The sequence below is a fragment of the Pseudomonas sp. PI1 genome, from assembly GCF_000812405.1.
Classification (GTDB): domain Bacteria; phylum Pseudomonadota; class Gammaproteobacteria; order Pseudomonadales; family Pseudomonadaceae; genus Pseudomonas; species Pseudomonas citronellolis.
In genome coordinates, this window is the sequence record NZ_JWMC01000103.1 from 64,009 (window position 1) to 76,994 (window position 12,986).

Below are 12,986 nucleotides of genomic sequence, written 5' to 3' on the forward strand. Positions count from 1 at the left end.
CGCGCCTGTGCTCGGGCGACCGCCTGCGCATAGGGCGCACTACCTCCAGGCGGTCATTGGGAGGGCACACTTGTTGCTAGGAGCCTTGTGCAGCAAAATTTCCCGCCACTTCACCCAGCGCTCATCGATGGGCTGCGATCGGGGAAACGGGAACAGACTCCAGGAGCGGTATGAAAAGAATTCTTACCTACGGCACCTTCGATATTCTCCACGTGGGGCATATCAATCTGTTGCGCCGGGCGAAAGCACTGGGCGACTACCTGATCGTCGGCCTGTCCACCGATGCCTTCAACGCGCTCAAGCACAAGAGCGCGCTGCAGGACTACGCCAATCGCAAGGCCGTGCTCGAAGCCATCCGCTACGTCGACGAGGTGTTCCCGGAGGAAAACTGGGAGCAGAAGGTCCACGACGTGAGGAAGTATTCGGCGGACACCTTCGTCATGGGTGACGACTGGCAGGGGCAATTCGACTTCCTCAAGGCGCATTGCGAGGTGGTGTACCTGCCCCGCACCACGGACATTTCCACCACCTCGCTGAAGGAATCGATCCGCAACCCGGCTGGGGCGGCCAATGCCTGAGACGTGGGAATCGGCGTTGTCCCTGGAAGAACAGGTCGCGTTGCTCGAACGGAGCGAACTGTTCGATGCCCAGGCCTACCTGCGGGACAACCCCGAGATCGCGGGCCTCGATCTATCACCGCTGGAACATTTCTGCCGACAGGGCTGGCGTGAACTGCGCGATCCCTCCCCTGGCTTCAACCTGTGGTGGTACTGGATCAAGCACCTTGGCGGCGATGTAGCGGCACCCAACCCGGCCCTGCACTATGCGGTGGTTGGCCGGGCCCAGGGACTCACACACGCAGCCCCGGACGGCGGGTTCGCCAGCACGGCGGAAAAAGCGGCCTTCAACCTGGCGAGCATGGCGCTGCTGCGCAGCCTGCCCGCTGACGCGGAGACCTACGCCAGAATCACCCGCTCGCTTGGGCGTCTCGGGGCCTGGGACCTCGCCGAAATCGCCGGCGACAAGGCGGTCTGTGCCGATCCCGAGAATGCCGGCCACCTGCATCTGCTCGGTACTGTGTTGTTGACGCGGCAGACCTGGTGGCGCGCCTGCGAGGTGCTGGCCGACGCGGTTCGCCTGGATCCCACCCATGCCGACCGGTTCGCCTGCCTGGGCGACGCGCATATGAAAATGGGCCGCAGCGTCGAAGCCGCCGAAGCCTACCGACGAGCCTTGCGCCTGACGCCAGACGACGCGCAACTGCACCATCGCCTCGGCATCGCACTGGCGAAAGCCGGAAATGCGGGTGATGCGTCCGAGTCGTTCCGGCGGGCAGTGGCGCTGGATGCCCGGGACGATGTCCAGCGCTTTGGCCTGGGCGTGCTGTATCAGGAACGCGGCGACTGGAGCCAGGCGGCCTCGGCCTTCGCCGAACTGGCAAGCGCGCGGGGCGACGGCGAAGCGCACTACCGCCATGGCTTCGCCCTGGAACATTGCTATCGCTGGGAAGAGGCGCTCACCGCCTATCGTCTGGCGCTACAGGCGCAGGATCGCCCCGAGTGGCACTACCGCAGCGGCTTGGTGCTGGAGCGGCTGGGCCAATACGACGAAGCGGCCCAAGCCTATGCCCAGGCACTGAATACCCATGAGCAGCCGGCAGCGGATTGGCACTACCGCCACGGCTACGCGCTGTATTGCAACGCGGACCACCGGGGCGCCTGCGACGCCTGGTTGCAGGTATGTGACCGCAATGCAGGATTGCCGGCGCAGCCACTGCAGAACCCGGAACAGATCCGGCACGAGCTGGCCGAACAGGGAAGCGATGCCGAGCGGTACTTTCGGCTCGGCGCCTGCTGCGAGCACGCTGGGGATTGGCAGGATGCTGTCGAGGCCTACGAGGCTGCGATCGCACGCAGCAACACCCATGCCCCGAACTGGTATTACCGCCTGGGCGTGGTGCTGATCGAGGCTGGCAGGTTGCGGGAAGCCTGCGAGGCTTTCGCCGAGACCAGGCTGTTCAAGCGCCCATCGCTGATCGAAGCCGACGCCCAGGACGCTTGGCAGGAGTTCGCCGAGTTCGTCGCCACGCTGCCGCTGCGTCGCCGCGTGGTGATGTACGAAAGCTTTGCCGGGCAGACGATGGGCTGCAACCCCCTTGCGCTGTTCCGCCACCTGCTGCGCCAGCCGGACCATGCCGGCTGGCTGCACGTCTGGGCGATCCGGCACGCCGACAGCGTGCCGCAGGCCTATCGCCGCATGCCCAACGTCATCATCGTCGAACACGGCAGCAGCCTTTATCGCCGCTACCTGGCGACGGCCGAATACCTGATCAACAATTTCTGCTTCCCGGACTACTTCATCCGCCGCGGGGAGCAGAGCTACCTCAACACCTGGCATGGCACACCGTTGGAGTGCCTGGGCCAGGACGCGCAAGGTGCGTTTCTCGCCTATGGGAACATCGCACGCAACTTCCTTCAGGCGACCCACCTGATCAGTCCCGGTGCGCATGCCAGCCACGGGCTGTTCGAGAGCTACGCGGTGGCGAACCTGTTCTCCGCACAGCTGGCGGAAACCGGCAACCCACGTATCGATGCCGTGCTAGCCGGCCCCGAGATTCGCCGGACACTGCGGCGTCGGCTGAACCTCGACGACCGCCCGGCGGTGCTCTACGCGCCGACCTGGCAGGGCGCGGACACACTCGCTCCGATCCTCGATACGCTCGACGGACTGGCGCGCGGCGACTACCACCTGATCTTCCATGGCCACCCCAGCGTCGAACAGGCGATCCTCCGCAAAGCCCTGCCGGTCACCGTGGCGCCGTCCGACATCAATAGCAGCGAACTGCTGTCCATCGCCGACGCGCTGATCACCGACCATCCGGGCCTCTGCCTCGACTTCCTGCCGACACGCCGTCCGGTCCTGCGCTACCTCCACGAACAGGACGGACACCGGCCGCCGAGCCTCGCAGAGGGCGAGATGCCGGGCACCCTCTGCCGTGACCTGGCCGCCCTGCGGCAAGCTCTGGCCGAACAGTTGGCAAATGGCTGCCTGTTCGACGGGCGATACCGGGATGCCTTGGCACGCTTCTGTCCGCACGAGGATGGCCGGTCGAGCGAACGCGCCGCGGCATTCTTCTTCGAAGGTTCGCAGGCGCGGCGGGTGGCACGGGCGCAGCGGCAGTCGCTGCTCTTCCATGTCGGTGCTTTCGCCCCCAACGGCATCACCACCTCTGCGCTCAACCTGCTGGCCGCGCTCGACGAGGGCGGCGATACGCTGGCGTTGACGGTCGACCCCTGGGCCCTGGAAAGCTTCCCGGCCCGGCGGGAAAAACTGGCGCTATTGCCGCAAGGCGCGTGCATCCTTCCCCGCGCCGGTGGCATGGTGCTGACGGCCGAGGAGCAATGGCTGATCGCCCGTTTCAATGCCCGCCACGACGTTGACGACGCCAGCATCTGGCCAATGCTGGAGCAGGCCTACCGCCGCGAGTTCCATCGTCTGTTCGGCGATACCCGGTTCACGGCGGTGATCGACTTCTCCGGCTACAACCCCTACTGGTCGAGCCTCTTTGCCCTCGGCACAGGCGAGGAACGCAAGCTGGTCTACCTGCATGCGGACATGCGGGAACAGCAGCGCGACCGCTACCCGGCCCTGCTGACGCAGTTCCGCCTCTATTCGCGCTTCGATGCGGTGGTATCGGTATCGCCGGCACTCAGTGCAGCCCATCGCACGGAACTTGCCGAGGCTTTCGGCATCGCCCCGTCGCGCTTCGTCGCCTGCGGCAACATGCTCGATACCCGCATGATCCTGTCCCGCGCGAACGAGCCTCTGGATGCCGACCTCGCCCCCTGGTTCGACGGCGGCGCCACATTCCTGGCGCTGGGGCGGCTGTCCCCAGAAAAGGATCAGGGCAAGCTGATCCGGGCGTTCGCCGTGGTGGCGATGGAGTTTCCCCCGGCGCGTCTGGTGATCGCCGGCGAAGGGCCGCTGAAGCGCAACCTGACGGAACTGGTCGATGGGCTCGGCCTGCAGGATGCGGTGCTGCTCGCAGGCCAGCGAAACAATCCTTTCGCCTTGCTGGCGCACTGCGCATGCTGCGTGCTGCCATCCAACCATGAAGGCCAGCCGATGGTATTGCTGGAAGCCATGGTGCTGCAGCGCCCGATCATAGCGACGGACATCGAGGCCAACCGTGCCGTGCTGGCCGAGACCTATGGCTCTCTGGCGCCCAACAGCGAAACCGGCCTGGCGCAGGCTATGCGCGAATTCCTGCTCACCGGCCAGGCCGTTCGGCATTTCGATGCCGACGCCTACCGGCAAGCGGCCCTGGCGAACTTCGACAAGCTTCTGGCTCGGAAACCACCCCATGCGTAAGCGAGTATTCATCCTCGGGGCAGGCGACTGCTACGAGGTCTGCCAACCCCTGCTGGAGCGCCACTACGACATCCTCGGCCTGGTGGAAACCCACGGCGGGCGCCTCGGCGAGTACGTGGGCGCCTATCGGATCCACAGCCTGGACGAGGTGCTCGCGCAAACCTTCGATCACTTGCTGATCCTCACACTGCGCGAGACCTCGGTGCTGCCCGCGCTGGCCGCGGCCGGCCTGGACATGCGCAAAGTGCTGACGCTGGATCAGTGCCCAGCGATACTCGCCGGGCTCGACGCCCTGGTCTTCACCCCCGAGCGCAGCGCCGAACTGGACACCCTCTATGCCGGCAACGCCGTGCCGGGCAAGACGCGCTTGCTGTTCGCGATCAACAGCCTGGGCGGCGGCGGCGCCGAAAAGGCGCTGATCAACCTGCTCAATAACCTGGACTACTCGCGCTACGACGTGACCCTGCTGCTAGTCGTCAGAAAAGGCCTGTACCTGCAGCAGGTACCGCCACAGGTGCGGGTGGGCGCCCTGTTCGAAGAGCGCGAAGACGTCATCCGCGGCATGCTCGTGTGCAAGTTCGCCGAGCCCGAGGCGCTGCACCGCTTCTTCGTACGTGCCGGTTTCGATGTGGAGATCGCCTACCTCGAAGGCTGGGCAGCGAAAATCATCGCCGGCGGCAACGCACGCCGCCTCTGCTGGATTCACTGCGACCTGCTCAATCACCACTGGACCGAACCCTGCTTCGCCCCCGGCCAGGACGAGGCGGCGAACTATGCCGGCTTCGATCACCTGGTCTTCGTCGCCGAATCGGCTCGCCGGGGGTTCGCCGAGCGCTTCGGTGCACCCAAGGTCCCAACGAGCGTCATCGAGAATTTCTTCGAGCGCGACGCCATCCTCGAAAAAGCCGGCGAGGCGGCCGACCCCTTCGGCAAGTTCACCTTCGTCTCGGTCGGGCGCATGGTGCCGGTGAAAGGCTTCGACCGCCTGATCGATGCCCACGCCCGGCTACGTGCCGAGGGGAGCGATCACCAACTGGTGCTGGTCGGCGAAGGCAAGGAGCAGGACGCCCTGATGGAGCAGGCCCGACGCCTGAACGCTGTCGACTCGGTAAAGTTCCTGGGGTTCCAGAGCAATCCGTACCGCTTCATTGCGCGAGCGGACGCGTTCATCTCCTCGTCGTTCAGCGAGGGCCACCCGCTGGTGCTCGGTGAAGCGCTGACGCTGGGGGTGCCGGTGGTGGCCACCGATTGCGAAGGTAACCGTGGGATGCTGGCCGACGGCACCTATGGCCTACTGGTGGAGAACTCCACCGAGGGCCTGATCGACGGCATGCGGCAGATGTTGGTCGATGATGTGCGGCTGGAACATTGCCGGAAGGCAGCGCTGGCTCGCGCGGCCCTGGACAAGGCCCCCATCCTGCGAAGGATCGAATCGCTCTTCCAGGGCACGGAACCCGGCAACTAGCGGAGCCCCGTCCGGCAAATGCAGATAAGCGAAGGCCCCGGTCTTCCGACCGGGGCCTTGTCGTCCAGCTATCGCTTGCTGGCAACCATCAACAGCGAAATGTTGTTATAGAAGCCCAGCCACTCGATATTCCACGGTGTGTATTTCTTCACCACATTGGTGAACGTATAAGGGCTGTACCAGCAATTGTGGTCCGGATGAACACCCTCGAAGAAGGTTCCATCCTCGTAATCGAAGTGATATTTGAAGCAGGAGTAGGCGTCCGGTACCGTCAGGATATATTTGTCCGTATCGATCCTGTCCAGGTCGCCCAGGAAGTCGGCGACATTATTGACGTGTTCCAGGACTTCCGGCACCAACACGACATCGTACTTTTCCGTGACCTGCGGCCAGGCCTCGAACAGTTGCCCCTTCACGTGGGGGCGCAGGTCCTCGAAGGCTTCGGTGTTGATGTCGAAGCCATCCAGGTGCGAGCAGACCGCATCCAGTTTTATATGCAGGTTTTCCTGGACATTGGTTATCGGGAAATCCGAGCAGCCCACGTGCAGCACTTTCCTGCCGGCACAGAATTCGGACAGAACATCGAAACGCGGCCGCCCAACCATTTCGGAACTGACAGGAACCTTCTGTACAAAATAGGGGGAATGATATTTTTCAACTCGAGACATGATTCACTCCGCTTCGTTCCTCATGGTTTCCGCACATCGTTCATTTCAGTCTTGCATAGGCATGGGGGCGGCTCCCCCGGACAGGACTGCATGGCAAGCGCCTGGCGCCCCGTCCTCAGCCTGCTTACTTCGCTTTATAGATGATCCCCGGGTTGCACTGGACCATCTGGTAATGCTCCGGCAGCCCGTTGAGCGCCTCGGAGGCGCCGAGGAACAGGTAGCCGCCGGGCTTGAGCGCCGCGTGCATGCGCAGCAGGATGTCGCGCTTGACCTCGGCGGAGAAGTAGATGAGCACGTTGCGGCAGAAGATCAGGTCGAACTTGCCGAGGGTGGCGTAGCTCTCCAGCAGGTTCAGCGCGCGGAACTCGACGCGGCCCTTGATCGCCGGCTTCACCGCCCAGCGCCCCGGCCCCTTGGTGTCGAAGTAGCGCTGCAGGCGCTCCTGGGACAGCCCGCGGCCGATGGCCAGGCTGTCGTACTCGCCGGCCTTCGCCGCGTTGAGCATGGAGCCGGAGAGGTCGGTGGCGACGATCTGCACGCCGGCCTTGAGCTGGCCGAGGTTGGTCTTCTCGAACTCGTCGATGGTCATCGACAGCGAATAGGGCTCCTGCCCCGAGGAGCAGGCCGCCGACCAGATGCGCAGGCGCTGGCCCGGGTTGGCCTTGATCAGCTCGGCGAGGATGCGGTTCTTCAGCACCTCGAAGGGGTAGGTGTCGCGAAACCAGAGGGTCTCGTTGGTGGTCATGGCATCCACCACCTGCTCGCGCAGCTGGCTGCGGACCTGGATCTTCTGCACCAGCTCGCCCAGGCTCCTGATGCCCTGCTGCTCCATCAGCTTGTTCAGGCGGCTGGCGACCAGGTACTGCTTGTTGGCACCCAGGACGATGCCGCAGGCCTTTTCCAGGAAGTCCCGGAACAGCTCGAATTCCATGTTGGTCGATGTCACCGATCACGCCTCTTTCCAGTTGGCCGGGCGTCGATCCCGACGCCAGGCGGCCGGGGTCGCCCCCGGCCGTTGCAGACTACCCCGAAGTGCCCTCCTCAGCGTGCGTCCGCCGCCTTGATGCGCTCGACGACACGCGCCGCCAGGTCATCGGGCCGGAACTTGGCGAGGAAGTCGTTGGCGCCGACCTTCCGCACCATCGCCTGGTTGAACACCCCGGACAGCGAAGTATGCAGGAGAATGTGCAGGTCCTGCAGCCGCGGATCGTGGCGAATCTCCGCGGTCAGGGTGTAGCCATCCATTTCCGGCATCTCGATGTCGGAGATCACCATCAGCAATTCCTGGCCCGGATTGCCACCGGCGGCCAGCATCTGTTGAAGGTAGTCCAGCGCCTGGCGTCCGTCATTGAGCGCGAGCACTTCCACGCCCACGGTCTCCAGGCAGCGGATCAGTTGCTTGCGCGCCACCGAGGAATCGTCCACCACCAGCACCCGCTTGGTCACCGCCTGGGCCTGGGTGTCCGCGTCGATCACGCCTTCGGAGATGTCCTCGCTGGTGGGCGCGACCTCGGCGAGGATCTTCTCCACGTCGATGATCTCCACCAGTTGCTTGTCCACCCGCGTCACCGCCGTCAGGTAGTGATCGCGGCCGGTGCCCTTGGGTGGCGGATGGATCTCCTCCCAGTTCATGTTGACGATGCGTTCCACCGAATGCACCAGGAAACCCTGCACCTTGGTGTTGTACTCGGTGATGATCACGAAGCTGTTGTCGATCTCGCGCAGGCCGCGACGGCCGGTGGCCATCGACAGGTCGAGGATCGGAATGGTGCCGCCACGGATGTTCGCCACCCCGCGCACCACCGGACTGGACTTGGGCATCACGGTCAGGCGCGGGCACTGCAGTACCTCCTTCACCTTGAACACGTTGATGCCGTACAACTGGCTGCCATCCAGCCGGAACAGCAGCAGTTCGAGACGATTCTGCCCAACCAGCTGCGTTCGCTGGTTGACCGAATCCATGACTCCGGCCATTGCGCCCCCTTCGTATCCGCCGTGCCGCTCAGAGCGGCAATCGGCACGAGCCTTGCTTGAAGTCGTGGCATGAAACTGCCAACGACGTTTTTCCGACGGTCCCGAGCCCATGCCCTGCCACTCTGCGGAGTGCTCGGCATGCTGGGCGCATTCGCCCCGGGTCCGACCTGGGCCGACGACTTCACCGCGCCCGAGATTCTTATCGGCTCCACCCAGGGCTTTCTTGAGTTCAAGGTGGAAGATTATCTGCAACGCAGCGGCATCGAGGCACGCTACGAGATAGAAGTGGCGCGCATCGACCCGCGCCTGCGCCTGGCGGCCTGCGACAAGGACCTGACGCAATCCCTGGAAAGCCCCGCGCAGCCCGTGGGGCGCGTCTCGGTGCTGGTGCGCTGCGAAGGCTCCTCGCCCTGGTCGGTATACGTGCCGGCCCAGGTCAAGCTGTTCCGCCAGGTGGTGGTGACCACCCAGCCGCTCAAGCGCGACCACGTGCTGGAGCCGGGCGACATCAGCCTGATGGAGCGCGACATCGGCCTGCTCAGCCAGGGCTACCTGACCGACCCGCAGCAGGCCGTGGGGCAGAAGCTCAAGCGACCGACGGTCAGCGACCAGATCCTCGCCCCGGTGTTCCTCGAACAGGCCGCGGCGGTGCGCAAGGGCGACCAGGTGGTGATCCGCGCGCAAACCGGCGCGGTCAACGTGGTGATGCCCGGCGAAGCCATGGCCGACGGGGTGCCCGGCGAGCAGATTCGCGTGCGCAACCTGCGTTCGCAGCGCATCATCAAGGCCCGGGTGGTGGAACCAGGCGCGGTGCAGGTCACGCTCTAGCGGCGGAAGTCTGGCGCTTGCGCGCCAGCCTTCACTAAACTGTGCGAAGGCGCACGAAAAACCGCCCTAAAGTTTTATGGATGTCAGCCGAAACCTACAGGCAAGCGTCCTAAACCCGCAGAGGTTCACTACCATGGTCATCGACTTCAACCGGCTGAACAATGCCAGCGCGCCGGTCTCCACCGGCAGCACCGGCAAGCCCCAGGCCGGCCGCAGCGAAGCCGCCGGCAGCGAAAGCGCCGGCAGCGCGTCGGCCACTGGCAGCGGTGAGTCCGTGCAACTGAGCAGCACCGCCCAGCAATTGCAGAAAGCCAGCGACCAGCTGAAAGACCAACCCGTCGTCGACTCGGAAAAGGTCGCGCGGCTGAAGCAGGCCATCGCCGATGGCAGCTACCAGGTCGACAGCCAGAAAGTCGCCGGCAAACTGCTCGACTTCGAATCCCAGCGCTGAGCGCGGGGTTCCCCAAGGACGCCCTGAACGCCGAGCCGCCATGCCAAACGCCAGCCTGCTCCATCTGATCACCGAGGATATCGGCGCCGCCGAGGCTCTTCTGCAGCTGATCGAGGACGAATTCCACGCCCTCGACGCGCGTGACCTGGAGCGCCTACAGGGCCTGCTCGACAGCAAGCTGCCGCTGCTCCAGCAGCTGGAGCGCAATGGCCGCCAGCGCAGCGAGACGCTGCGCCAGGCCGGCGTCAGCAGCGACCGCGCCGGCCTCGCCGCGCTGGCCGCGCAGGGCAAGGTGGAGCCGGGCACCGTGGAACTCAGCGAGCGCCTGGCGGCGCTGCTGGAACAATGCCAGCAGGCCAACCTGCGCAACGGCCGCATCATTCGCAACAACCAGCACGCCACCGGTCGCCTGCTGGACATCCTCCGCGGCCAGGACACCCCCAGTCTCTACGACCGCCGTGGCGGCGCGACCCAGGGCAGCCGCCAGCGTCCCCTCAGCCAGGCCTGAACCCTGGCGCCCGGCAGGGCGATGCGGCAGAATGCCATCGCCTTGCAAAAGAAAATTCCCACAATAAATACATCTGGAGATCGTAGGACAGTGGCAAGCCCGTTCGCCGAGGAAAATGGCCCGCAACCGCCGAAAACGCTCAAGGCGGCCGTGGAGATCCAGGCCAACCTGCGAATCCTGATGGATAGCCATGACCCGCTGGTGATCAGCTTCGCCGAGCGCAACCAGCGCTTCCAGAGCTTCGTCGTCGCGGTGGACCGCGAACGCAACCGGGTGGCCCTGGACGAACTGATCCCCAATGACGGCGAGCGTTTCCTGCAGAATGGCGAGAACTTCCGCATCGAAGCCTTCCATGAAGGCGTGCGGATCGCCTGGGAATGCCAGCAGGCCGCGCAGTTCAGCGAACTCGACGGCGCCCGCTGCTACTGGCTGCCGATGCCCGCCGAGATGCTCTACCACCAGCGCCGCAACGCCTACCGCGCCGCCCTCAAGCAGACCCAGCCGGTGGCCGTGGAACTGGCCGGCGACAAGCTCAAGGCCGCGCTGAGCGGCAACCTGCTGGACATCTCCGCCACCGGCTGCAAGGTGCGCTTCGCCGGCGACGTGCACGAGCGCCTGCAACCCGGCCAGCTCTACGAGCGCTTCACCGCCCGCCTGCCGTTCGGCGCCATCACCGTGGAAGTGGAGCTGCGCCACGTGCACTTCGACGAGAAGGTCAACGCCAGCTTCGCCGGCCTGCGCTTCAACCGCCTGAGCGGCCTGGAGCAGCGCCACATCGAGCGCTTCGTCTACCAGCTGCAGCGCGAAGCGCGGCGCTTCGAGAAGGACGAGCTGTTCTAGCACCCGCCCTTCCCCGCCCTACCCCGGCCGGCTTTCCTCTTCCGCCTCGGGCACGCCGGCTGCCTCCGGCACCGCGGGCGCGGGCGCCGGGGTGGTCTTCATCTGTTCTTCCACCGTTTCGTCGGCCACCCGCGGGTCGAGCGCCGCCGACAGCGGCGAGCTGGCCAGGCTGTCGGCCATGGGCACGTGCTTCACCGGCGCCTCGTCGACACGGTGCAGACCGGTGACCTTCTCCGGGCGCACGCGCCAGATGACGATCAGCGCGCAGGTCGCGGCGAAGGCGTAGAGCATGTTCGGGCCGAAGGCGCGCATCAGCGCTCCGGTCGCCAGCGGGCCGACGCAGGCGCCAACGCCGAAGGTGACCAGCAGCATGGCGGTCAGCGATACCCGCCGCTCGCCCTCGACATGGTCGTTGGAGAAGGCCACCGCCAGCGGGTAGAGGGTGAACTGCACCAGGCAGACCATGAAGCCCATCGGCACCATGGCCTCCATCGGCAGCGACGGCAGCACCGCCAGCGGCAAGGCGAACACCAGCAGCAGGATGCCGGCGCTGCGGATCAGCAGCGCGCGATCGTAGCGGTCCGACAGCCAGCCCAGCGGCCACTGCACCAGCAGGCCGGCGAAGATGCACACGCCCATGAACACGCCGATCTGCTCGACGCTCAGGCCCTGCTCGGTGGCGTACAGCGGCGCCAGGCCGTAGAAGGAACCGATCACCAGCCCGGAGACCAGCACCGTGGTCAACGACTGCGGCACCCGCTGGATGAAGAAGCGCGGCTCCAGCGGAGCCGGGTGCAGCGGCGCGGGGTGGACCTTGTGGGTGATAGACACCGGGATCAGCGACAGGGCGAAGGCCAGCGCGATCATCATCGGCAGGTCCGGGCCCAGCCCCGGGTGCGCCACCAGGATCAGCTGGCCGGCCACCAGGCCCAGATAGGAGGCCACCATGTAGCCGGCGAACACCGCGCCGCGCTGGCGCGCCTCGGCCTGCTCGTTGAGCCAGCTCTCGATGACCATGTACTGGCACATCATGCCCAGGCCGATGAGCGTGCGCAGCAGCAGCCAGATCGCCGGCCAGCTGGTCAGGCCGATGCCCAGCACCGCCGCCACCACCAGGCCGCCGCAGGCGACGTAGGCGCGGATGTGGCCGACGCGGGCGATCAGCCGGTGGCCGATCTTGCCGCCCAGCACCAGGCCCAGGTAGTAGGCCGCCATCATGGCGCCGATCCACAGGCCGTCGACCTTCTCGGCGGCCAGGCGCAGGCCCAGGTAGGTACTCAGCAGGCCGGAGCCGGTGAGCAAAGTGAGGGTGGCGAAGTAAAGCGCACGGAAGGCAGTGAAAATCCGCATCGGACCTCCGGTCCAAGACGGGCGGCAGGACGCCGCCGTACTACACGAAGCACGCCCGCGCGAAGGCGGGCGTTCGCTACCAGCCTAGAGCCTGCCGCAAGGCGCGTCGAGCCCTTTGACGGGTACGCAAAGAAAGGCGTCGTCCACGGCAAAGCCGGCGGTCGGAACCCGCCGTGACGGGCTCCGCTCGGCCTCAGGCCTGGGCGGCCAGCACCCGGCGTTCCCAGGGGGTGATCTCGTCGAAGAAGCTGGTCAGCTCCAGTTCCTTGCTGGCCACGTAGCCGTCGACGAATTCGGCGCCGAACATCCGCCGCGCCAGCTCGCTGCGCTTCAGGCGGCGCAAGGCGTCGTACATGGTGCAGGGCAGCAGCAGTTCGTCCGGCACCTCGAACTCGCCCTGGATGGCTGCGCTGGGCTCCAGCTCGTTGTCGATGCCGTGCAGGCCGGCGGCCAGGCTGGCGGCGATGGCCAGGTAGGGGTTGGCGTCGGCGCCCGCCAGGCGGTTCTCCACCCGCCGCGCCACCGGCGGGG

Annotated in this window: 11 protein-coding genes and 1 pseudogene; 7 read left to right on the forward strand and 5 right to left on the reverse strand. The window is 65.7% G+C overall.

What is annotated here, in order from left to right; all coding sequences use genetic code 11:
• Positions 1–170 precede the first annotated feature (170 nt).
• From tagD to RN02_RS31350, 3 genes are read left to right on the forward strand one after another with little or no spacing between them, the layout of a single operon-like run.
• Positions 171–578: a glycerol-3-phosphate cytidylyltransferase gene (tagD, locus tag RN02_RS31340; protein ID WP_043319385.1), complete on the forward strand. Its 408-nt coding sequence runs from the start codon at positions 171–173 to the stop codon at positions 576–578.
• Positions 571–4,371 carry a CDP-glycerol glycerophosphotransferase family protein gene (locus RN02_RS31345; RefSeq protein WP_082033939.1) on the forward strand — a complete coding sequence of 1,267 codons (3,801 nt, stop codon included), beginning with the start codon at positions 571–573 and terminating at the stop codon, positions 4,369–4,371. Before tagD ends, RN02_RS31345 begins: the two co-directional genes overlap by 8 nt.
• Positions 4,364–5,836, forward strand: coding sequence for a glycosyltransferase (locus RN02_RS31350; RefSeq protein ID WP_043319387.1), 1,473 nt, complete (start codon positions 4,364–4,366; stop codon positions 5,834–5,836). Before RN02_RS31345 ends, RN02_RS31350 begins: the two co-directional genes overlap by 8 nt.
• 68 nt (positions 5,837–5,904) lie before the next feature.
• On the opposite strand, the gene RN02_RS31355 is transcribed toward RN02_RS31350, so the two are convergent.
• The 3 genes from RN02_RS31355 to RN02_RS31365 all read right to left on the reverse strand — a co-directional run bounded on the left by RN02_RS31355 (position 5,905) and on the right by RN02_RS31365 (position 8,478).
• Positions 5,905–6,504: a hypothetical protein gene (locus tag RN02_RS31355; RefSeq protein ID WP_152623852.1), complete on the reverse strand. Its 600-nt coding sequence runs from the start codon at positions 6,502–6,504 to the stop codon at positions 5,905–5,907.
• 124 nt (positions 6,505–6,628) lie between these two features.
• Complete coding sequence (cheR, locus tag RN02_RS31360; protein WP_232244795.1) at positions 6,629–7,435, reverse strand: protein-glutamate O-methyltransferase CheR; 807 nt, start codon at positions 7,433–7,435, stop codon at positions 6,629–6,631.
• 110 nt (positions 7,436–7,545) lie between these two features.
• Positions 7,546–8,478, reverse strand: coding sequence for a chemotaxis protein CheV (locus RN02_RS31365; protein WP_009620824.1), 933 nt, complete (start codon positions 8,476–8,478; stop codon positions 7,546–7,548).
• A gap of 138 nt (positions 8,479–8,616) precedes the next feature.
• Between RN02_RS31365 and flgA the strand changes: the two genes are divergently transcribed.
• The 4 genes from flgA (at position 8,617) to RN02_RS31385 (ending at position 11,105) form a co-directional block, all read left to right on the forward strand.
• On the forward strand, positions 8,617–9,306 hold the full coding sequence (gene flgA, locus RN02_RS31370; protein WP_009620823.1) for a flagellar basal body P-ring formation chaperone FlgA: 690 nt from the start codon (positions 8,617–8,619) through the stop codon (positions 9,304–9,306).
• A 133-nt stretch (positions 9,307–9,439) separates the two neighbouring features.
• The gene (flgM, locus tag RN02_RS31375) at positions 9,440–9,757 is read left to right on the forward strand and encodes a flagellar biosynthesis anti-sigma factor FlgM (RefSeq protein WP_043319388.1); all 318 of its coding nucleotides are present in this window, start codon (positions 9,440–9,442) and stop codon (positions 9,755–9,757) included.
• A 40-nt stretch (positions 9,758–9,797) separates the two neighbouring features.
• Positions 9,798–10,265 (forward strand): flagella synthesis protein FlgN, encoded by a 468-nt coding sequence (locus tag RN02_RS31380; protein WP_043319397.1) that lies wholly within the window; start codon positions 9,798–9,800, stop codon positions 10,263–10,265.
• Positions 10,266–10,355: 90 nt separating this feature from the next.
• The gene (locus RN02_RS31385) at positions 10,356–11,105 is read left to right on the forward strand and encodes a flagellar brake protein (protein ID WP_064582341.1); all 750 of its coding nucleotides are present in this window, start codon (positions 10,356–10,358) and stop codon (positions 11,103–11,105) included.
• An 18-nt stretch (positions 11,106–11,123) separates the two neighbouring features.
• On the opposite strand, the gene RN02_RS31390 is transcribed toward RN02_RS31385, so the two are convergent.
• Entirely contained in the window at positions 11,124–12,455 is a 1,332-nt protein-coding gene (locus tag RN02_RS31390) for an MFS transporter (protein WP_009620814.1), read from the reverse strand.
• Positions 12,456–12,648: 193 nt separating this feature from the next.
• A pseudogene (locus RN02_RS31395) lies at positions 12,649–12,986 on the reverse strand (glutamine synthetase); the annotation flags it as partial.